Below are 20896 nucleotides of genomic sequence, written 5' to 3'. Positions count from 1 at the left end.
CATTAGCGAGAGTATTTCAGCCAAAGCTTATAGAAAACAGCATTACAGGTTGGGTTATCGTCCATCTTGCCATCTCTATCACAATCCGAGCCGGTCAATGATTTGGCAACTTGTTGACCATATTTATCTATATCTGTCTTCGATGGGGTAACTGTAATAGTTACCTTTGGTGATTGTTCAATAAAATCGGCGACATCTTTATAGCTTGCAAACTCTTCTTTAGAAACTAAGTGGCTAATATCCTGCGGCTTTGGGCTCTTTGCGCTTAATACAAATGAGGTTAAGGCTGAGCTTACCGCTAGTAATATCATAAGAAACTTCATTTTTTCTCTACTAGCTGATAATTATAATGACAGCAGTATACACTCTATTTTATCTATTTTTATGGTAATAAATTTTTCTATTCAGTAGCCTTTCGCTAGTTTGTCGTTAGTAGTGAGCTACTCACCCCATTTAAAAACATTTCTTTCAAACACCTGTATTATCAACTTGCGAGGTTCATAGGTGCTTTTAAATAGCCTATTATTCACGCAACAATTTTTCACCAACAAACTGAAATACCTCTAGTTTTTTATGTCGTTTAGGTGTCCAAAAAAATAAGTTCATTATCGCTCTATTTTATCGCTGTTTATTGTTTTACAGAACAAAGAATAACCATCTCAGTAAGTTGTGAAATATTCTAATTTTTCCTAAACTCAGTTTAGTCTTGGTCCAATTAGGACAGTAATAATGAGATATATTTCTTTATGAATGCTTTTAAATCACTTTCTATAGAATTTAAGATTTTACTGATCCCTACAGTTGGAGCGCTAGGTTTTTGTATCTACTTAATGATGAGCCTTATAGCAATGTCAACAATTGTAGATCAAGTTGACAGGGCTTATAGAGTTGAATATCAACTATTACAAACCTCAGAATATAGCTTAGTTAGACTGGACAAAATTAAGGAAACATTGGGTAATGCAGCCACAATGGGAGAAATCGAATTACTTGATGATGCAACAGGTTTTTCCCAAGAAATTAAAGATAAAATCAACGCAACGATACCTATTGATGATGAAAGTGCCGATTTTTTACGTCAGATTTTGATTGAATTTGATAGGTATTTCAATGAAGCATATTCATTATCTAAAGAGATGGTTGAAGGTACTGCTGACTTTTCCACATTAGGACAGCGCAGTAAAGGAATGTCTGAGCAATTGAAGCTTATTCAGAACGACTTGAACAAGTTTCAATCCCAACGTTATGCCTCTTTTACCGCTTCTTTTGAATCAATGTCAGAACAAGCTGAGTCAACGTCATCTACCGGTCTCCTTGTTGGAACTATCACTATTATCTTGCTATTTGCTGTGGCAATTCCTATTGCGCGAGCTATTAGGTCTAATTTGAAAGGTGTTATCGACTCGCTGCAAGACATTGCTCAAGAAAATGGCGATTTAACCGTTAGGCTATCGACAAACAGTACAGATGAAATAGGCGACTTGGTTTTTTGGTTCAATAGCTTTGTAGAAAAATTACAAGGGGTTATAAAGAAGGTTGTTGATACCGCTCTACCTTTGGCTGAAAACTCTCAAACTATCCAGCGTTTATCTGAACAAACAATCGACACATTTCAACGTCAATCTGACAGTGTTTTACAATCAAGGCAGTCTGTTGAAGAAATGAGCCTAAGTGTCGGAGATATTACAACTAATGCAGCGGAAGCAGCGGGATCGGCTAGAAATGCTAGTGAAGAAGCCAATAAAGGCAAGCAGGTTGTTGAGAATACCGTAAGTGGAATTAAAGAGCTTGCGGATAGTGTGACTCAATCAGCTGAGACTATTTTACAACTCCAAGAAGATACCAATAAAGTAAATGTTGTACTTGAAGTGATCAGAGGTATTGCAGAGCAAACAAATCTTTTAGCACTTAATGCTGCTATAGAGGCTGCCAGAGCTGGAGAGCAAGGTCGTGGATTTGCAGTTGTTGCTGACGAGGTGAGAAATCTTGCCTCCCGAACCCAAGAGTCTACTGAGCAAATCAACCAAATGTTGGAGCAATTACAAGGGGCTGCGAGTAAAGCTGTAACAATGATGGAGAGTTCTCAAGCTAGTGTCGAAGCCAGCGTTAAAAGCGCTAATGTTGCGGGAGAAAGCTTGGTTTCTATCACGGAGACGGTTAATACCATAATGGACATGAATGGCGCAATAGCAGTAGCTACAGAGGAGCAGCATCAAGTGTCAGGATTAATGGTTGGGCATGTAGAAGACATTCAAAGCTGTGCTGATGAAGCTTCTGCAGTGTCTACTGAAATAGCGCAAGTAAGTAATAAACTAGCCGAGTTATCATCGGAGCTAGAAGAGGTCGCTCGTCAATTTAAAGTCTAATATTTAAACTAGTTTATATAATTCAATCAAAATTAATGGTGGGATAACATGAAACACAAGATAAAAATTCTAAGCTTATTTAGTGCTTTAGTTGTAAGTAGTGTTCAGGCTGAAATAGTATTTAATGGCTTTGCTAATATTGTCGCGGGGGCTACAACCTCAAGTGATGAAACTCTCTATGGATTTGATGATAAATTTGACTTTAAAAACGGTTCCCTTTTTGCTTTGCAGGCAACAAGTGAACTTGGTGATGGCTTAGGAGTTACAGCACAAATTATCTCTCGAGGCAGTAATGAATGGAGTCCAGAGTTTGAATGGGCATATGTCAGTTATGATGCCACAGACGAATTGAGGCTTTTGGTTGGCCGGCAGCGAGTTCCATTTTATATGTATTCGGACTTTATAGATGTATCGTACGCTTACCCTTGGATTACGCCACCAGAAGGTGTCTATAGTGTACCATTTGATAGCTTTGATGGCTTAGGAGCTATTTACTCTACCAGTTTTGGGGAGTTTGATACGACAGTGCAAGTGCTTTATGGCGCTAACAACGACGATTTAGCTGCGCTGGCTGATGCACCTGCTGCCTTTGAAGATCTAATGGGGTTATCGGTAACTATCAATAGAGAATGGTTGACCTTACGTGCAGGTTATATTCAAACGAACATGAATATATATTTGGGTGATCCAAATGAAAATCCATTGTATACCGGGTGGACAGCTTTTGGTTATCCAGAAGTGGCGAGTAATTTTGTCATCGAAGATGATACGGGGGATTTTATCGAGCTGGGTTTCCAAGTTGATTATGAGAATGTTGTTCTCATCGGTGAGTATACTTCACTCACGCTAGACAGTACCCCAATAGCGGACGCGGATAGCTATTATGTGATGGCTGGGTATCGCTTTGATAATATAATGGTTCATGTAACGTATGGTGTAGATGATGATTCTAAAGACCCTCTTACTACAGGGATTCAGCCGGATAGCCCACAACTTGCAGGCTTAATAGCAGGTACTAATATTTTTACTAATTCATTAACAGAAGAGCAGTCTTATTACACTATGGGTTTGCGTTGGGATTTTCACGATTCAGCCGCAATAAAGTTTGAATATACTAGCTTTTCAGACGACTTAGATAGTACTAATGATTCCGGATTATTTCGTACTGCTATTGTAACTGTGTTTTAGGGGGAATTATGAAATTTATTATTAGTATTCTATTATTAACGTCTTTAACTCTTTCACATTCCTGCTTTGCGGATATTTCTATAGTGGTCAATATCGCGAATGGCCGTGCTATATCTGATACTGAAATATCTAGATTGTTTTTAGGAAAATTGAAAAAATTTAGCGGGGGCGATTCGGCGACTCCGGTTAACTCCAAGGCAGGTAATGCCGCGCGAGCTGATTTTGAAAAAAAGGTACTTAACAAAAGCTCGAGTCAAATTAAAGCTTATTGGTCTAAAAGAGTCTTTTCAGGAAAAGGAAAACCACCTACCGAAGTAGAAAATGACGCAGCAGTACTTGCCTTTGTCGCAGCTAACCCTGGAGCTATTGGCTATGTTGATGCGGCGAGTGTTGATGCTAGCGTGAAAGTTGTGAAAACTTTTTAGGTTGGAGTTTATTTTCAATTTTGAATACCTGTTTAAGTATATTAAACAGGTATTTTTTATAGAGAGTTGGGAAATATTTTATAAGTGCTTATGGTGGAACAAATATTTGATTTACCATTTGATAAGTTTATTTCGCGGTTCAGTTCTTTACTCATCAGGTAGCCTTTCATCAATATGTATAAGCAACGGCGAAAGCAATTATAAAGAAAGAGGCGAGGGTCATTTCCTTAACGCTTAACGGGAATATTTAAGCCAAAAGTCATAAAAACGGCATTACAGCTGTGGCTATCATCCATCTTGCCATCTCCTTTCTACCTATATTACAATCAGAGCCAGTCAATGATTAGGCAGCTTGTTGAGCGTGTTTTTCTATATCTGCCTGTGATGGTCTTACGGTAATCTTTACCTTTGGCGATTGTTCAATAAAGCCGGCGACATCTTTATAGCGGGCAAACCATTTTTTAGAAACTAGGTGACTGATATCCTGCACTATTGTTTTTTTTGCGCTCAAAGTAAATGAAATTAAGACTAAGCTTGCTGTCAGTCATATCATAATAAATTTCATTTAAATATCTACAGTGGGATGATTTTAGTGACAGCAATATACAAGCGAATAATTCTTCAACTCAAGCTATAACCCGATTATTTATCCAGAGCAAGTACTTAAAATTGCATCCCTAATCTGGGATGAATGTTTATTTTAGTCATCCCAAAACTGGGATGGTAAATTAAATCACATCTACCACCTTATGTAACGAACTGATTTATATAAATTAATAATTTGGCACGAGTTTCGCTTAGTTAACACCATATTAAAAAGTAATTTAGGTCTGGCATGGATATCATTAAAAAAACTCACAAGCCATTTTATAAAAAGAAAAGTTTCGTCACTACGGCTGGCGTAATAACGCTTGCTGCTTTTCTTATTGCTAGTACTCAAATGAACATCTCTGCATTTTCAGTGCAAAGCAACTCGGTGATTACCGCTGTAGTTGAGCAAGGTGATTTTGACATTAAAATCTCTGGCCCAGGTATTTTGGCGCCAAGAGATGTTCGTTGGGTTGCTAGTACTGTGTCAGGTAAAGTCGAACGTATTCTTGTTAAGCCGGGTACACAGGTCGAAAAGGACCAACTGATAGTAGAATTGGTTAATCCTGAATTAGACCAAATGGTAGAAGAGTTGCACTGGGAAGTTGCAGCCATGCAGGCACAAACTCGCGCATTAAAAGTAAGTCAAGATACTCAGTTACTTGATATGCAAGCAAGTACCTTAGCAACACAAATGAAATATGAAAAAGCGAAAATGCGTTTGGATGCTGAATCTCAATTAATTAAAGTCGGCAATTCAACCGTGTCAAAATTAGATTTTGAATCATCAAAATTAACCGTGAACCAACTAGCAAAGACCATTGAAATTAATGAATTGAGAGCAAAGCAATTAGTACTGAATTTAGCTGCTCAATTTGAAGCACAAACGGCTTTATTAAATAAGTTAAATAAAAAGTATGAAAGAGCACAATTTCAGCTGGCTTCACTCAATGTTAAAGCGTCACTCGCTGGTGTTTTGCAAGCCATGCCATTAGAGCTTGGCCAACGTGTCGCTATTGGTGGCAATATTGCTAAATTCGCTAAAAAAGGCGACTTGATAGCTGAACTTAAGGTTCCAGAACTCAATGCTGGCGATATCATTATTGGCCAACACGTTAGTATTGATACGCGCTTTAATCAAATACAAGGTAAGGTCACTCGCATTGACCCCGCGGTTGTCAATGGCACTGTGCAGGTTGATGTTGAGCTCACTTCCCAGCTGCCAGATGAAGCAAGGCCAGATCTTTCTATCGATGGTGAAATATTCATTACCCAGAAGAAAAGTAGCTTGTTTGTTAGACGTCCTGTTTTTTCTCAAGCAAACCAAACGATGGCGATATATCTAGTTAATAATGAACAAACGACAGCACAACAAACTCCGGTGGAATTTGGCTTATCGTCAAGCGTTGATATTGAAGTAGTTAACGGCTTAAAAGTAGGGGATAGAATCATTGTTTCAGAGCAAACCAGTTTTGAACGCCATAAACTCATTACCTTGAAATAGCCTTAGTAGGCAAAAAAAATTATTAAAAGATATTTAAAAAAATATAACAAAAACAACTAAAAATTAAACTAACAACATCATGAATAAGAAAGGAATAACCGATGAAAACATTAATTAAGTTAACCAATCTGAAAAAAGTATTTTCTACCGATGAAGTCGAAACCCATGCGTTGAGTGATATTAATTTAGAGGTTAAACAAGGTGAGTATTTATCGATTGCTGGCCCATCAGGTTGTGGAAAATCCACCTTGTTATCGTTATTAGGTCTGTTAGATACCAGTTCGGGTGGCAGTTATAACTTGAACGGCCATGATGTGGTCGATATTAATGGCAAACAAAGAGCGGCAATTCGCAATAAAGAAATTGGTTTTGTTTTTCAATCTTTTAATTTGATCAGTGAACTGACTGTCGCAGAAAATGTCGCCCTGCCATTAACTTATCGAAAAGATTTAAGTAAAAGTCAGCGTGCAGAGCTAGTAACAGCAGCACTTGAAAAAGTCGATATGAACCATCGCACTAAACATTACCCTTCACAACTTTCTGGTGGACAGCAGCAACGTGTTGCAGTTGCTCGAGCGATTGCCGGTAATCCTTCGATCATTCTTGCCGATGAACCAACGGGTAACCTTGATTCAAAAAATGCTGAGCTAGTTATGGCTTTGTTGGACAAATTACATGCTGAAGGGGCAACTATTTGTATGGTTACTCATGATCCGAGGGGCGCAAAACGCGCAGAGCGAGTCATTGAAATTTTTGATGGTCGTATCGTCTCAGATTCACCAACAATGCCAAGCCAAATTGAAGAAGCGGTTGCTTAAGGAAATATAATGGATATTTTATCAGATATAAATTTTGCACTGCGGACGTTAATTAAAAACCCTAAATTCACTGCGTTAACTGTTTTTGTGATGACTACAGGATTAACCTTATGTATTTACATGTTTAGCTTTATCCATGGTTCAATTGTTGCGCCATTGCCTTTTGAAAACGGCGAGCGTATTAGAGCCGTAGGTACTATTCATAATGGTATGCATTATCAAGGTGCTAGCTTTAGAGTCCATGATTTTGAAGATTTAAAAAAACGTGTGCAAAGTTATGAGGTATTTGATGCCTATGATGTAGCGACTGTTAATTTAAGTACCAGTGACCGAGCAGTTAGATATACCGGACACTATGTTACTGAGAACTTTTTTGAAATATCAGAAGCAAAACCACTATTTGGTCGTTTGATTACTAATGAGGATGGCGTATCAGGTGCAGAGCCTGTGGCAGTGATTAGTCATACCATTTGGCAAAATATGTTTGCCGGTGATAAAAATGTTTTAGGAAAAAAATTAAGAATCAATAGCAAGCCAACAACCGTGATTGGGGTTATGCCAGATAGTTATCAATTTCCCAGTGCGGGTAGGGTTTGGATGCCTTTCACTACAACAGGTAAAGGTGTGGCTCGTAAAGATGGTCACTATGTTGCAGTGTATGGTGTACTTAAAGGTGGAGTAACAGATAAACAAGCTGATGCTGAGTTGCAGATTTTAATGGCTGAGTTAGCAGAAAGCTATCCTAAACTTAACTCAAATACTTCAGCACATGTGTGGACTTTACAGTTAGCAGCTATGGGCAGCGATACCCCAATAATTATACTGGCAATGGAGTTAGCGGTTGGCTTTATCTTGTTATTAGCCTGTATCAATGTCGGCAACTTATTGTTCTCAAGAGCAACTGAGAAAGGTAAAGAAACAGCGATTCGTACTGCACTAGGCGCGCCTAGAATAAGATTGGTTATGCAGATGATGTGGGAATCATTGCTTATTTGTCTTATTTCAGGTGTACTAGCGGTACTATTTGCTGGCTTATGGCTAGAGGTGGCTAATAGAGACGTATTAGAGTCCTTCCCATTTGATCCGCCTTTTTGGTGGAATATCAAAATCACCCAAACCTCTTTAATTGCGGCAGTTGTTATCACGCTAGTAACAGCATTTATCACCGGTATTTTACCAGCATTAAAAGCAACTTCGGGTGATTTTAATGCCACTTTAAGAGATGGTACTCGTGGTGCACAAAGTAAAGCTTCGGGTCGCTTGAGTAAAGTGATTGTTATTTCTGAAGTGGTACTTTCTTGTGCATTATTATTACTGTCAACAGGTATGGTTTATTCAGTCAATCAGCAAAATACTATTGATTATGGTACCACGGTGGAAGATATTTTTACCGCAAGTGTTGGTTTACCTGAAGTTGCATATGAAAATGATGAAAAAAGACAACAATATTATCAAAATCTTGCTGAAAGCTTACTCACAGAGGCGGAAATTTCTGCAGTAAGCTTCACTCGAGCATTACCGGGCAATGGTGCTAGCTATGAAAATATTGCGTTAGATAATGTTGATTATGGTAAAAATCCACAATATCCAAGCTCAAGCTCTGTTGGCGTAGATCATAACTACTTCGCAGTGATGGAAATGAATTTACGTGAAGGTAGACTGTTTGATTCACGAGATAAAATTGATAGCCCACTAACTGCAGTGGTTACTGATAATTTTGTTAATAAATTCTTTAAAGATGGTGACGTACTTGGCAAACGTTTTAAGTTTGTTGAAACGGATAAAGACTGGTATACCGTTATTGGTGTAGTTAATGACGTTATTCATGGTCAGCCAATGTCATATAATATTGAAAAACCGACGGCATTTATTTCAATTCAACAAACACCGAAGCGCTTTATGTCAGTCGTTATTAAAACTGAAGCTGACAATGCGGCAAGTGTTACCGGATTATCTGAACGCGTTGTTGATATTGCGCTAAAAGTTGAGCGCGATGCACCCTTATATAATGTGAAAACGTTACGTAACTCTATTACGGCTCGTAATGCAGGAATGAATTTTGTCAGTGAGTTGTTCTTAGTGTTTGCTATCGCATCTATGGTATTAGCGTTTAGCGGTATTTATGGTGTGATGTCGAATACTATTGTACAAAAAACACAAGAGATTGGCATCAGGCGTGCATTAGGTGCTGATAATAGTGATATCTATAAACATTTTATTAAGCAAGGAGTTAAGCAGTTAGCGATTGGTTTAGCTATCGGTTTACCTATGGGAGTGGCGCTAGTGACTATGTTAGAAGCGTCATCAATAGCTCAAGGATCATTAATGTTGTACTTTGTTATTCCAGCCTTTATTAGTGCGGTAATGTTATTGGCTATTTATTATCCAGTGCAAAGAGCATTAAAGATGGAGCCATGTGCTGCACTAAGGCATGAATAGTAGAGGCGTGATCACTGATCAAGTTAACTAAGTTTCAAAAAGCCTTTTCATAGAAAAGGCTTTTTGTCATAGTAACTTATCGTTATTTACCAATACTCCATAACAGGAAAATTTTGTGTCCCATATCCTTATTGCCGATGATGATGCCAGCATAGTAGCCGCTTTACGGTTATTTTTAAAAAGTGAAGGCTTTCAGGTCACTACTGCAACCAGTCCCGCTGAAGTTGAGTTTTTAATCAAATCAAAAGAAATAGACCTAGCATTAATAGATCTCAACTATCAGCTAGATACGACTTCAGGCCTTGAAGGGGTAGAGCTTACCCAAAAATTGAAAAAGTATGATGCCAATATAGCAGTAGTTTGTATGACCGGTTGGGCTACTGTTGAAATCGCAGTACAAGTTATGCAGTCTGGCGCGGGCGACTTCATTCAAAAGCCGTGGGAAAATGATCGGTTATTATCGGTGATTAATAACCAGTTAGCGTTAAGACAGCAAACTAAAAATAATCTAAAACTGACTGAAGAAAATAATAATTTAAAGCAACAAATTGCCGTATTAGACGGTAATGATATGGTGGCTGAATCTTCAGCGATGAAAAGTTTACTCAATACGCTTGAGCAAATTTCAAAGGCAGATATTAATATTCTAATTACGGGTGAGAACGGCACAGGCAAAAGCTTATTGGCCAGCCACATTCATCAATTGAGTACTCGGGCTAAGAATACCTTTGTATCGGTTAATATGGGCGCGATTACAGACTCTCTATTTGAAAGTGAAATGTTTGGCCATGTTAAGGGCGCATTTACCGACGCGAAAGAAAATCGTATTGGCCGCGTTGAGTTAGCCGAACAGGGCACCTTGTTTTTAGATGAGATAGCCAACATTCCTTTGGCTCAGCAAGCTAAGTTACTGAGGTTGTTAGAAGAACACCAATATGAAAAAGTTGGCGCGAGTAAAACCCAACAAGCAAATATTAGAGTGATTAGTGCTACCAATAGTGATTTACAACAAATGGTGAAAGAGAAAATTTTTCGCCAAGATTTACTGTTTCGTTTAAATACCTTTGTCGTTGAAATTCCGCCATTAAAAGCACGTCTTGATGATATTTTACCTATGGCTGAAGCATTCATGGTGAAATGTGCAGCGAGATATAATAAGGCTGTACCTAAATTATCAGCTCAAGCAGTGCAGCAGTTGTTAGCGTATCAATGGCCGGGCAATGTTCGAGAGTTAAGTCATACCATAGAGAGAGCGACCTTGTTAGCTTGCGATGAAATACTTTCCGAGCACTTAATGTTGGTTGACGCTGTTAACGAGCCAGCTCAAGAAACTTTGTCAGTTGAACATTATGCTTTTGAAGATGAAATGACTATGGATGACATTGAAAAATTAGTCATTGAGCAACGATTAAAACTTAATAAAGGCAATGCATCTGACGCCGCTAAATCATTGGCGATGAGTCGCAGTGCTTTTTATCGTCGCTTAGACAAATTTGGACTTTAATTAATGGCTAATGGCTCTTTTGAAAAAAGAATATTTACCACTGTATTGTGGGCTATTTTACCCTGTTATTCCCTCGCTATTTTTTTACTTTGGTCTATCGAGGTCTCATTTTATTTACAAGCACTGGTAACTATTTTTTTGTCGGCCATTGTGGGGTTTTCTTGCCATCATTTTTATTATGATATTAAAGACCAATTTATCTCCTTAGCGAATTTGGTCGAAGCCTTAAATGTAGGTGACTTTTCACTGCGTGGTAAAGCAGAAAAAGGCCAGAGCGGCCATAGTGATTTAATAAGACAAGTCAATAAGTTAGCTGATTCACTTACCACTGCACGTTATGACTTTAAAGAGAGTCAGTTACTGCTAGCTAAAGTTATTAAACAAATTAAAGTAGCCATTATTGCCTGCGATGAGCAGGGTAAAATTACCATGGTAAACCCAGAGACAGAATTATTACTGGGGTTAAATGAGTCAAAATTACGCCATAAAACATTAACTGATGTGAATTTGGGGCAATTGACCGAACTCACATCAAATTCAATAAAGAAACTGACTCTAGGCTCACGCACCGCTCGTTGGCACATTTTTAAAGACGGCTTTAGAGAGCAGGCTCAACAACATACTTTATATATCTTTTCAGATTTAGACCTATTATTAAGCCAGCAAGAGCAAGAAGCTTGGAAAAATTTGGTTAGAGTATTAAGTCATGAAATCAATAACTCATTGGCACCTATTATCTCGTTAGCTTCAACCTTAGATAAATTAACAGCGCGAAGTGAGATTGAATTGGATGATAAAGAAGATATTCAATCAGGATTAAAGATAATTCGAGATAGAGCGACTAGTTTAAAACATTTCTTGGCTGGTTATCGAGTACTCACCCATTTACCACAAGCTAAACTGCAGTCAGTTGATATTATTCCCGTTATTGAGCAACTAGTGTCATTACTTAACTATCCGGTGAAGTTAAGCATACCAGCACAAGTAATATTAAGGGTAGATATCGCTCAGTTAGAGCAATGCCTAATTAACCTGTTAAAGAATGCACATGAAGCTTCAGGAACTAATAATGAAATTGATTTATTGATAAAAGATAGAGCTAATCAAGTTGTTATATATATTTTAGACAAAGGTCCCGGCATACAAAACTTAGATAATGTTTTTGTACCGTTATTTACCACGAAAGCCCAAGGCACGGGTATTGGCCTATCATTGTGCAAGCAAATCATAGAAGGGCATCAAGGGCAATTAAACTTATCGAATAGAGCTGAAGGTGGCTGTCAGGTTGAAATTAATTTACCGAGATAAAGAATAATACCAATTTCATTACATAGCGCTAAGGCGTATTCTTTAAAAACCTTAGTGGTTACTACATTTTGATGAATAAGGGAGAAAATGGATGCACGAACCGGATATATCACGTTGGACGTTGATCAGGGACATGTTTGTTTTTCAAGTGAAGCTAGCGATGGATGCCGTTCGTGATCTGTTGTTAAGCCCGTTATCAATAATCTGCGGGCTGGTAGATATTTTTAAAGGAAACTCTCTTTCCAAAAGTTATTTTCATCGATTAATGGCTTTAGGTCAACAAAGTGACTCGTGGCTGAACTTGTTTGGTAATCATACCTACGATTCTAGCAAGGCCGCGGAAAACTCAAATGATATTGGCAGTCCAAAAGCTAAGGCCGAGGTAAGTGTTGACCAGCTATTTTCTCAAGTTGAATCCTTATTAAAAGAGCAACATGGCAAAGGTGGTTTAACCGCTTCAGCTAAAACTACAATCGATCGTTACCTTAATAAAATAGTGGAAAAAAAAGACTCTGAACTTCCAAAATAATTGAGTCTTTTTGTTAAGATAAAAAGGGCTTTCATTCGACATAGACGTTTTAACTATAGGTATAAGCTTAGGCGAGATAACCATTCATTAATGCTTGCCAGTTGTCATCAGTAAAATAAAACTGTGCTAGTTTATTCAATTCTTTTAAGAATGAACGCTGCAAGCGAGCCATGTTTTCTTGTTTCCATTGCGTATTAACAGGGTTAGTACGTAATTCACCGCGATCAAAGTCGATTAGAAAAACCTGATCTTTATCATCGAGTAAAATATTATGGCTATTTAAATCATGGTGATAAATGCCATGGTGATGAAAACGTTTAATCGTGGCTCCAATGCGTCGCCACACATCATTAGTTAAAACATTTTCACTTAATACTGCCACTAAATCTTGTGCGTGTTGAATCCTGCTAGAGAGTAAATCTGCTCTATAGGTTAGACCTTGTTGAATAACGCGATAGGCAATAGGCTCAGGTGCTGGTAGTTGAAGAGCATTCATATGCCGTAATAAGGCAAACTCACATGCCGCACGGGTCTTTTCTAAGCCACTAAACCAGTAAGAATCATTAATTATTTTACCTATTAAACCGCCACGGTAATAATGGCGTAAAACCCAGTCATGTTTGATATTATTACTATCACTATAGGCAACAAACCAAGTGGTACCACGCCCTTGTGCAGAACCAGTGACTGCATTTTGTTGCTGCCAATAGCTTGGGTTAAGCATATCGACACTAAAATCATTGATGAGTGTTTCATTGAAAAAACAAGTGCTTTTACCTTGTTCTACTTTAGAAAATTTCTCGTTGCTTATAGTTTGGTTCAAGAGTTATCTCCTAATGATTTTGACAGGGTACTAATAGATGCAGTGGCTAGCAGTTTTTTTACTTGAATTAAGGTTTTGTCGCTGGCTCCCTGATTTGCTCTAACTACGTTAAAGGCATTTTCACCAAGAGATTTTTGTCGACTTGGCTGTTTTAATAAAGTGCTAATTTCATTAACAAGTTGCATGCTAGGATCGTTGGCGGATAGTTCAACGATGGCATCTTCGTGTCTAAGCTGTTGCATTATTTCGTTGAAATTGCTCATATTGTCACCAACGATGATGGGCTTATTAAATAATGCAGGCTCTAACGGGTTGTGACCACCTACTTCGCTGAAGCTGCCTCCCATAGTGACAATGTCACTTAAAGAAAAAGCCGCCATTAATTCACCTAAGCTATCAAGTAACCATACTTGCTCATCATTAATTATTGTATTTTCACTACGCTTTGCTAATGATAAACCTTGTTCAAGGCAAAGCTTGGCCACTTGTGCAAAACGCTCAGGGTGGCGTGGTACTAAAACTAATAATAATTGTGGGTAGTGAGATAATAATTCTTTAAAAGCGCTTAAGGCAATTAATTCATCACCCTCATGGGTACTGGCTACTAACCAAATAGTTCTTTTATCCTGGCTACTATCAGCAAAAAGTAATTTGCTTAACTCGGTCTTCTTTTGCACTACTTGTTCGTTAACACTAATATCAAACTTTAAGTTACCACTATTAAGGCAATGACTAGCCTGTGCACCTAATTGCAAAAAATGGTCTAAATTCTCTTGGCTTTGAGTAAGAATTTTATCAAATCGATTTAAGCAGGGTCTAATCAGTGGACTAATTTTTCGGTAGCTGGTTAAAGATTTTTTCGATAATCGACCATTAATCAGTAATAATTTAATATTTTGTTGGGCACATTGTGCAATTAAGTTCGGCCATAACTCAGTTTCCATAAAAATTATCATTTTTGGTTTTAATCGACGCAAAAATAATGCCGTACAGGGGAATATGTCTAAGGGTAAATAACCATGTTGCACACAATTACCAAATAGCTTAGTTACTTGTGCTGAACCTGTTGGGGTAAAAGATGTAATGGTGATCGGTAAATTTGGGTAGTTAAGTAATAACTTTTCAATAAAGCTTTTCAGCGCGATAACTTCACCTACACTTGCGGCGTGCACAACTATGCCGCCTTGCTTATGTGGTTTTGGAAACAAACCTAATCGTTCAAATATACGTTGGCGATAAGCTTTATTGTTTTTAGAACGAATAAGTAAAAAAAGCAGCAGAAATGGCAGTAATAGCAATAGTAAAATACGGTAAATTAGCAAGGAAATCATATTGGTGAATATTGCTCTATAATAAATTTATCGGTAGATTATACCAAAGGGTTTCCAAATAAGCGTTAGCAATTATGATAGTAAAAAGCATGCAGCAAAAAGTAATGAAAATCTTAGTGAATTGTAAAGTAAAATATCTTTCTTATCTGTGTATTCTATCTGTTTATAGCATAGCGATGTCTGTTAGCGCACAAAGCTCTGTATTGGCAAATAATGCCAAAGGTCAACAGGCAGCCAAGCAAGAAAATATTGATCCAGCTCTGCAATACCAAGTACAGTTTAATGCTCGGCCTGACCATGACTTTTTATTATCAGCCGATTATCGGTTTTTCCCTAATAAAGCCTCATCTAAACATATGCCAGGCGTTATTGTTTTACATGACTGTCATAGTAATCGTAAAAAATATAAAAGCTTATCTACAAGTATTGCCCAGCAAGGTTTACATACTTTATCGCTAGACTTTCGCGGTTACGGCAGCAGTGTTGCACAAGGTTATTCTGAATTAGAAGTAAAAAAAAATGCCACGGATATTATTAGTTTTCAAACTGAAATAGCCGTGTTGATGTCCTATTGGTCGGAAGATTTATTGGCGGCTTATAATTTCTTACGCAAAAAAGTTGATAAAACTCAGGGGATTTCAATTGTTGCTAGCGGCTGTGCGGGTGCTTATGCGGTAATGTTAGCAGAACAAGTACATTTAAACTCAATGGTGTTATTAACGCCTGACATGTCTTATGCCGATAAAGAGCGTTATAAAAACTTGGTTGATATACCAAGTTACTTTATCAGCTCAGCTCAACATGCGATGAGTTATGTTACGGCACAGGAATTGTTTGCTTGGAGTGGCGCTAGGTATTCAAAACTGCAAATATACAAAGGTGACAAGTTAAATTATCAAATCATCAGGGCGAATAAGTACTTGGTTAATGATATCTCCCTCTGGTTGACCTTTACTCTGCGTTAAGTAACCTGAGCTCTGGATAAGCATCACTGCCCTATATTCTCCTTTATCCGATTCTCAGCGTTATAACGTCGAGACATAACCCGTTATTCATAAACGTTTTACCTTGATAATTGAATAAATTGATAGAAGATATACCTACTTAATCTTGCAAGTATAATTCTTAATAACCGCTAGCTGATGTTTTTACTTAAACATCAAGTACTCATTATCCAAAGTTCAGGTTAAGTAACAAAACGGCTGGCTATAATTTAATTCGATTCATAAGGATTAGATTTAGACTAGGTTAAAAATACTAGAGTTAACGTTCAAAAATGGTATCAAGAATGATAGCCGAGTTAGTTCTTTCCACGCCTTCAGTTGAACATACCATATTGAGTACCTCGCTAAGTTTTTCTAGAGTGTTGGTTTGTATGGTAACCAATAAATCATATTCGCCACTTATCGAATGGATATGACTAATTTGATGAACTTTTCTTAAGGCGAGACAAATAGTTTTTCGTAAATTGGGCTTTACTTTTAATGATACATTAGAAGAAATTAAGCCGCTGGTATAGGCGCTGCCAAGCACTACACTATATGCTTTAATGACATTATTATTTTCAAGCTTGTTGAGTCTATTTTGTATAGCTGTTCTCGAAACTCCTGTTGCTCTGGCGATATCTGAAACGCTGGCTCGAGCATTTAGTCGTAATATTGACAGCAATTCTTCATCTTTTTCGGTTAACAAACTACACTCCTTTTCTAGTGATACTATTCATAATACAGTCGTTAACTTACACTTTGACAGGTAAAGATGTCAATTTAACTATAAAAAAGGTCATATTATTAAGTAGTGTCACTTTATTCGAGTACTGACTGAGTTGATAATATGATTATATATACTAAATGCATAAATTAGTGCGATTGGTATTAAGCACACTCACTATTTAAGGAACTTACATGACTGACTCTGTATCGACAAAAGGTTTTTACTCGCATTTAAGCGCACAAATAACGCAAGTAAAAGAAGATGGTTTATACAAGGCTGAGCGTATTATTACTACTGCTCAGCAACCACAAATAGCCGTTAATACGGGTGAAAATGTAGTTAACTTTTGTGCCAATAACTATTTAGGTTTAGCCAATCACCCTGAATTAATTGCTGCAGCAAAAACAGGTTTGGATGAACATGGTTTTGGTATGGCATCGGTACGTTTTATTTGTGGTACACAAGATATTCATAAAACCTTAGAGCAAGGCATCAGCGAGTTTTTAGGTATGGAAGATACTATTTTATACTCTTCTTGTTTTGACGCCAATGCCGGTTTATTTGAAACATTATTAGGTCCAGATGACGCTATTATCAGTGATGCCCTAAACCATGCCTCTATTATTGATGGTGTGCGTTTATGTAAAGCTAAACGCTTCCGTTATGCCAACAATGATATGACTGCTTTAGAGCAAAGTTTAATTGAAGCTGATGCAGCAGGCGCGCGTTTTAAGTTAATCGCTACTGATGGTGTGTTTTCAATGGATGGAGTTATCGCCAACTTAAAAGGTGTGTGTGATTTAGCTGACAAATACAATGCCATGGTTATGGTTGATGATTCACATGCGGTCGGTTTTGTTGGTGAACAAGGCCGTGGTAGTCATGAGTATTGTGAAGTGATGGGTCGTGTCGATATCATCACTGGTACTTTAGGTAAAGCCATGGGCGGCGCTTCCGGCGGTTTTACATCAGCTAAAAAAGAAGTGGTTGAATGGTTACGCCAACGTTCACGCCCTTATTTATTTTCAAATTCACTAGCTCCAGCAATTGTGAATGCTTCATTAAAAGTACTCGAACTATTAGCTGACGGCGACGCCTTACGTAAAACACTAAAAGATAATGCCGCTTATTTTCGTAACAATATAGAAGCTGCTGGCTTTACTTGTGCTGGTGCTGACCACGCTATTGTGCCGGTAATGTTAGGCGATGCAAAAGTTGCTAGTGCAATGGCAGATCGCTTATTAGCTGAAGGTATTTATGTTATCGGTTTTTCTTTCCCTGTAGTGCCTAAAGGGCAAGCACGAATTCGTACTCAAATTTCTGCTGCGCACACTAAAGCTCAGTTAGACCATGCAATTGAAGCCTTCATCCGTATTGGTAAAGAAATGGCCGTTATTTAGTTAACAGAGCCTGCATAAAAGTTGCTGATTATAAGTACCTAATTAACCAGAACTAAATGCCAGTTGTATAGCCCGATATAAATAATGAATTGAAGTGGGCTATACAATTTATAGCAGAAGAATATCACCAAGATAGAGAGCGATAATGAAATCTTTAAGTAAATTAAAAGCAGAGCCGGGCATCTGGCTAACAAATACAGAAAAGCCAAAACTAGGCCATAACGATCTGCTAATAAAAATTAAAAAAACAGCCATCTGTGGTACTGATATTCATATTTACAATTGGGATGAATGGGCACAAAAAACCATTCCTACTCCTATGGTTGTTGGTCATGAATATGCGGGTGAAGTGGTTGGTATTGGCCAAGAAGTTAAAGGTTTTAGTTTAGGTGACCGTGTTTCCGGTGAAGGCCATATCACTTGTGGTCATTGTCGTAATTGCCGTGGCGGTAAAACGCATTTATGTCGTAATACGGTTGGTGTTGGTGTTGACCGTGAAGGTTCATTTGCAGAATATTTGGTGATACCTGCTTACAATGCTTTTAAATTGCCGGATGAAATATCTGATGATTTAGCTGCAATTTTCGACCCGTTTGGGAATGCAGTACATACCGCATTGTCATTTGATTTAGTTGGTGAAGATGTATTAATTACTGGAGCTGGCCCTATCGGTATTATGGCTGCTGCTGTTGCTAAACACGTTGGCGCTCGCCATGTCGTTATCACCGATATTAATGAATACCGTCTTGATCTTGCTAGAAAAATGGGTGCTACTCGTGCTGTTGATGTCAGCAAAGAAAACTTAACTGATGTTATGAAAGAGCTGGGCATGACTGAGGGCTTTGATGTTGGTTTAGAAATGTCAGGTGTGCCAATGGCGTTTACGAGCATGTTAGAAAATATGAATAATGGCGGAAAAATTGCCATGTTAGGTATTCCTGGTGGTGAAATGGCCATCGATTGGAGCCAAGTTATTTTTAAAGGTTTAACCATTAAAGGTATTTATGGCCGTGAAATGTTTGAGACTTGGTATAAAATGGCAAGTTTGATTCAATCTGGCTTAGATCTCACGCCAATTATTACCCATCACTATAATATTGATGATTTTCAGCAGGGTTTTGATGTGATGCGATCTGGTCAATCGGGTAAGGTAATTTTAGATTGGACTTAAATCCGCTATACTAGCTGCTGTAAAAACGCCACCTAATAAGGTGGCGTTTTTTATTAGGTTTAGTAAGATAAAAGTACTGCCATTAAGGCAGCAGTTAAATGAGGATTAAATAGTGTCAGAGAACAGTTTCAAACATATGTCAGTCAGTGAGCTACAGGCCGTGATGGCGGATAAATCACATATTGTAGTTGATATTCGAGATGCTAATTCCTTTGTGAATGGTCGTATTGTCGACGCGATTCATTTAACTAATGAATCATTGGCTGATTTTATTCGTGAAGCTGATCCCGATGCACCTGTTGTTGTTTGTTGTTATCACGGTATTTCCAGTCAACAAGCCGCTGAATTTCTCATTAGCCAAGATTTTACCGATGTATACTCTCTTGACGGCGGTTTCACTCAATGGCAAATACAATTTCCCGATAATATTGAGCGATAGTTACTGATGACAAATGAGTCTGCTGAGAATACGGATAGTTTACAGTCGCTGGTGCAACTTAAAGATCATAATATTGCTTTATTATTCAGTAATTATTTGCAGTCTTTAGACATTCCCGCAAAACTTCAAGTAAGCCAAGAACAAGGTTATGTGATCTTTTGTCCACAAGATAAACTCAACCAAGCAAAAGTTGAATTTGAAGCCTTTATTAAGCAACCTTACGCCGATAAATATCAACAAGCGGCATGGGAACGAGGTGAAACAGTCACCTTAAATTCTGATGATTTCAGTTTATTAAAGAGCTTCAAAGAAAACTTTTTAGCCCATGCTGGTTTTATTACCTTAGTCGTTTTTAGCCTTTGCTGGCTAGTTTTTCTTGGTAGTGAACTTGGTTGGGCGCAACAACTTTTCAATACCTTACAGTTTTATCCGCAATTATCACTGGATGCTTTTATAGCAGACCCACTACGTTTAATTGGTCCCGCTTTTTTTCATTTCTCTTGGCTGCATATTGTCTTTAATACCATGTGGTGGTGGCAATTGGGTGGCAGTATTGAAAACACCTTGGGTAAAGCGACTTTAGTAAATTTATTACTTATCTCGGCGATTGTTTCTAATTTAGGGCAATACTTAGTGTCAGGAGCGAATTTTGGTGGTTTATCTGGTGTGGTGTATGCCTTGGTAGGTTTTGTGTGGTGGTTTGGCTATTTAGCACCAGAACGAGGTTTATCACTTTCTAAGCCATTGGTGGGCTTTTTACTTTTCTGGCTAGTGCTTGGCTTTGTTGATTTATTACCTGTAAATGTCGCCAATACCGCTCATTTACTTGGTTTACTATCAGGCTGCTTTTTAGCGCTATTTACAGTGAAAGTACTTGGTATAAGCGCTAAGAAATAATTTAATCATTTAGGTCCAATTAGCGGTCTAATGAGTAAATGCTTGTTTACTCATTTTAGTTATCTAACCATTGAGTAAAGAGTAATTTTTTAATCAGAGGTTGGCCGGTCTCTTTAATGAGTAACTCTTTTACTTGCTCTTCACATTGTAATTGAATTTCTGCGCGGCCTTTCATTGATTTTACTTTAGCTTCCGCTTGCTGGCCAATAATCTTGATGATGGCATCACGTAATAAAGGTGCATGATGTTCTACTATGGTTAAGTCATCGCCTGCAACCATCAACTCTACCGTTAAACGTACATAACCCATTTTCTTTTTCACCGCGACATAATTGGTGACAATGTCAGGTTCAAAGCCGTAATAGGCATAATCGCTAGCATTGGCACAAGATGAACAGGTGCTTAAGGTGAGTAGGAAAGCAGAGAGAAATAAGTATTTAAACATAAATGGCA

20 protein-coding genes are annotated in these 20896 nt (G+C 37.9%); 14 read left to right on the top strand and 6 right to left on the bottom strand.

The features are described from left to right. Positions 1–2 precede the first annotated feature (2 nt). Entirely contained in the window at positions 3–323 is a 321-nt protein-coding gene (locus GAB14E_RS20650; RefSeq protein WP_033080461.1) for a hypothetical protein, read from the bottom strand. A gap of 525 nt (positions 324–848) precedes the next feature. On the opposite strand from GAB14E_RS20650, the gene GAB14E_RS20655 reads away from it, so the two are divergent. The 3 genes from GAB14E_RS20655 to GAB14E_RS20665 are packed head-to-tail and all read left to right on the top strand — an operon-like array spanning position 849 to position 3979. Beyond that, positions 849–2366 carry a methyl-accepting chemotaxis protein gene (locus GAB14E_RS20655; RefSeq protein WP_197061141.1) on the top strand — a complete coding sequence of 506 codons (1518 nt, stop codon included), beginning with the start codon at positions 849–851 and terminating at the stop codon, positions 2364–2366. A 48-nt stretch (positions 2367–2414) separates the two neighbouring features. Then, on the top strand, positions 2415–3554 hold the full coding sequence (locus GAB14E_RS20660) for a porin (RefSeq protein ID WP_033080459.1): 1140 nt from the start codon (positions 2415–2417) through the stop codon (positions 3552–3554). 8 nt (positions 3555–3562) lie between these two features. Continuing rightward, positions 3563–3979, top strand: coding sequence for a type 2 periplasmic-binding domain-containing protein (locus tag GAB14E_RS20665; protein ID WP_033080458.1), 417 nt, complete (start codon positions 3563–3565; stop codon positions 3977–3979). Between the two features lie 343 nt (positions 3980–4322). Here GAB14E_RS20665 and GAB14E_RS24690 read toward each other — a convergent pair whose 3' ends face one another. Further along, the gene (locus GAB14E_RS24690) at positions 4323–4469 is read right to left on the bottom strand and encodes a hypothetical protein (protein ID WP_156115640.1); all 147 of its coding nucleotides are present in this window, start codon (positions 4467–4469) and stop codon (positions 4323–4325) included. Between the two features lie 345 nt (positions 4470–4814). Here GAB14E_RS24690 and GAB14E_RS20670 point away from each other — a divergent pair, with 345 nt between their 5' ends. The 6 genes from GAB14E_RS20670 to GAB14E_RS24685 all read left to right on the top strand — a co-directional run bounded on the left by GAB14E_RS20670 (position 4815) and on the right by GAB14E_RS24685 (position 12669). Continuing rightward, positions 4815–6071 (top strand): efflux RND transporter periplasmic adaptor subunit, encoded by a 1257-nt coding sequence (locus GAB14E_RS20670; RefSeq protein WP_033080457.1) that lies wholly within the window; start codon positions 4815–4817, stop codon positions 6069–6071. A gap of 101 nt (positions 6072–6172) precedes the next feature. After that, positions 6173–6889, top strand: coding sequence for an ABC transporter ATP-binding protein (locus GAB14E_RS20675; RefSeq protein WP_033080456.1), 717 nt, complete (start codon positions 6173–6175; stop codon positions 6887–6889). A 9-nt stretch (positions 6890–6898) separates the two neighbouring features. Then, positions 6899–9328 carry an ADOP family duplicated permease gene (locus GAB14E_RS20680; protein WP_033080455.1) on the top strand — a complete coding sequence of 810 codons (2430 nt, stop codon included), beginning with the start codon at positions 6899–6901 and terminating at the stop codon, positions 9326–9328. Positions 9329–9443: 115 nt separating this feature from the next. Continuing rightward, entirely contained in the window at positions 9444–10832 is a 1389-nt protein-coding gene (locus tag GAB14E_RS20685) for a sigma-54-dependent transcriptional regulator (RefSeq protein ID WP_033080454.1), read from the top strand. A gap of 3 nt (positions 10833–10835) precedes the next feature. Further along, positions 10836–12140: a sensor histidine kinase gene (locus tag GAB14E_RS20690; protein ID WP_033080453.1), complete on the top strand. Its 1305-nt coding sequence runs from the start codon at positions 10836–10838 to the stop codon at positions 12138–12140. 91 nt (positions 12141–12231) lie between these two features. Next, positions 12232–12669 (top strand): hypothetical protein, encoded by a 438-nt coding sequence (locus GAB14E_RS24685; RefSeq protein ID WP_156115639.1) that lies wholly within the window; start codon positions 12232–12234, stop codon positions 12667–12669. Positions 12670–12736: 67 nt separating this feature from the next. Here GAB14E_RS24685 and GAB14E_RS20695 read toward each other — a convergent pair whose 3' ends face one another. Both GAB14E_RS20695 and waaA read right to left on the bottom strand, forming a co-directional pair. After that, a complete protein-coding gene (locus tag GAB14E_RS20695) occupies positions 12737–13492 on the bottom strand; it encodes a 3-deoxy-D-manno-octulosonic acid kinase (protein ID WP_033080451.1) in 756 nt (251 codons plus the stop codon). After that, positions 13489–14823: a lipid IV(A) 3-deoxy-D-manno-octulosonic acid transferase gene (waaA, locus tag GAB14E_RS20700; RefSeq protein WP_033080450.1), complete on the bottom strand. Its 1335-nt coding sequence runs from the start codon at positions 14821–14823 to the stop codon at positions 13489–13491. The genes GAB14E_RS20695 and waaA overlap by 4 nt, the downstream gene beginning before the upstream one ends. 89 nt (positions 14824–14912) lie before the next feature. Here waaA and GAB14E_RS20705 point away from each other — a divergent pair, with 89 nt between their 5' ends. Then, positions 14913–15788, top strand: a complete 876-nt coding sequence (locus tag GAB14E_RS20705; protein WP_156115638.1) for an alpha/beta hydrolase family protein — start codon at positions 14913–14915, stop codon at positions 15786–15788. 298 nt (positions 15789–16086) lie between these two features. On the opposite strand, the gene GAB14E_RS20710 is transcribed toward GAB14E_RS20705, so the two are convergent. After that, entirely contained in the window at positions 16087–16515 is a 429-nt protein-coding gene (locus GAB14E_RS20710) for an Lrp/AsnC family transcriptional regulator (protein WP_033080448.1), read from the bottom strand. 212 nt (positions 16516–16727) lie between these two features. On the opposite strand from GAB14E_RS20710, the gene GAB14E_RS20715 reads away from it, so the two are divergent. From GAB14E_RS20715 to glpG, 4 genes are all read left to right on the top strand, one after another. Continuing rightward, positions 16728–17936 carry a glycine C-acetyltransferase gene (locus GAB14E_RS20715; protein WP_033080447.1) on the top strand — a complete coding sequence of 403 codons (1209 nt, stop codon included), beginning with the start codon at positions 16728–16730 and terminating at the stop codon, positions 17934–17936. A 145-nt stretch (positions 17937–18081) separates the two neighbouring features. Next, positions 18082–19107 carry an L-threonine 3-dehydrogenase gene (gene tdh / locus GAB14E_RS20720; protein ID WP_033080446.1) on the top strand — a complete coding sequence of 342 codons (1026 nt, stop codon included), beginning with the start codon at positions 18082–18084 and terminating at the stop codon, positions 19105–19107. 112 nt (positions 19108–19219) lie between these two features. Beyond that, positions 19220–19546 carry a thiosulfate sulfurtransferase GlpE gene (glpE, locus tag GAB14E_RS20725; RefSeq protein WP_033080445.1) on the top strand — a complete coding sequence of 109 codons (327 nt, stop codon included), beginning with the start codon at positions 19220–19222 and terminating at the stop codon, positions 19544–19546. Between the two features lie 6 nt (positions 19547–19552). Next, positions 19553–20443 carry a rhomboid family intramembrane serine protease GlpG gene (glpG, locus tag GAB14E_RS20730; RefSeq protein ID WP_052093404.1) on the top strand — a complete coding sequence of 297 codons (891 nt, stop codon included), beginning with the start codon at positions 19553–19555 and terminating at the stop codon, positions 20441–20443. A gap of 55 nt (positions 20444–20498) precedes the next feature. Here the strand turns inward: glpG and GAB14E_RS20735 are convergent, their stop codons facing one another. Next, on the bottom strand, positions 20499–20888 hold the full coding sequence (locus GAB14E_RS20735; protein WP_033080591.1) for a flagellar basal body-associated protein FliL: 390 nt from the start codon (positions 20886–20888) through the stop codon (positions 20499–20501). Positions 20889–20896: the final 8 nt, after the last annotated feature.

The sequence above is a fragment of the Colwellia psychrerythraea genome (genome assembly GCF_000764185.1).
GTDB classification, from domain to species: Bacteria; Pseudomonadota; Gammaproteobacteria; order Enterobacterales; family Alteromonadaceae; genus Colwellia; species Colwellia psychrerythraea_B.
This window is presented reverse-complemented; position numbering and strand designations above follow the sequence as displayed.

Excerpts from the sequence above, each read along its gene's own strand:
- GAB14E_RS20650 (WP_033080461.1), bottom strand. The coding sequence starts at position 323 with ATGAAGTTTCTTATGATATTACTAGCGGTAAGCTCAGCCTTAACCTCA.
- GAB14E_RS20655 (WP_197061141.1), top strand. The coding sequence starts at position 849 with ATGTCAACAATTGTAGATCAAGTTGACAGGGCTTATAGAGTTGAATAT.
- GAB14E_RS20660 (WP_033080459.1), top strand. The coding sequence starts at position 2,415 with ATGAAACACAAGATAAAAATTCTAAGCTTATTTAGTGCTTTAGTTGTA.
- GAB14E_RS20665 (WP_033080458.1), top strand. The coding sequence starts at position 3,563 with ATGAAATTTATTATTAGTATTCTATTATTAACGTCTTTAACTCTTTCA.
- GAB14E_RS20670 (WP_033080457.1), top strand. The coding sequence starts at position 4,815 with ATGGATATCATTAAAAAAACTCACAAGCCATTTTATAAAAAGAAAAGT.
- GAB14E_RS20675 (WP_033080456.1), top strand. The coding sequence starts at position 6,173 with ATGAAAACATTAATTAAGTTAACCAATCTGAAAAAAGTATTTTCTACC.
- GAB14E_RS20680 (WP_033080455.1), top strand. The coding sequence starts at position 6,899 with ATGGATATTTTATCAGATATAAATTTTGCACTGCGGACGTTAATTAAA.
- GAB14E_RS20690 (WP_033080453.1), top strand. The coding sequence starts at position 10,836 with ATGGCTAATGGCTCTTTTGAAAAAAGAATATTTACCACTGTATTGTGG.
- GAB14E_RS24685 (WP_156115639.1), top strand. The coding sequence starts at position 12,232 with ATGCACGAACCGGATATATCACGTTGGACGTTGATCAGGGACATGTTT.
- waaA (WP_033080450.1), bottom strand. The coding sequence starts at position 14,823 with ATGATTTCCTTGCTAATTTACCGTATTTTACTATTGCTATTACTGCCA.
- GAB14E_RS20705 (WP_156115638.1), top strand. The coding sequence starts at position 14,913 with ATGCAGCAAAAAGTAATGAAAATCTTAGTGAATTGTAAAGTAAAATAT.
- GAB14E_RS20715 (WP_033080447.1), top strand. The coding sequence starts at position 16,728 with ATGACTGACTCTGTATCGACAAAAGGTTTTTACTCGCATTTAAGCGCA.
- tdh (WP_033080446.1), top strand. The coding sequence starts at position 18,082 with ATGAAATCTTTAAGTAAATTAAAAGCAGAGCCGGGCATCTGGCTAACA.
- glpG (WP_052093404.1), top strand. The coding sequence starts at position 19,553 with ATGACAAATGAGTCTGCTGAGAATACGGATAGTTTACAGTCGCTGGTG.
- GAB14E_RS20735 (WP_033080591.1), bottom strand. The coding sequence starts at position 20,888 with ATGTTTAAATACTTATTTCTCTCTGCTTTCCTACTCACCTTAAGCACC.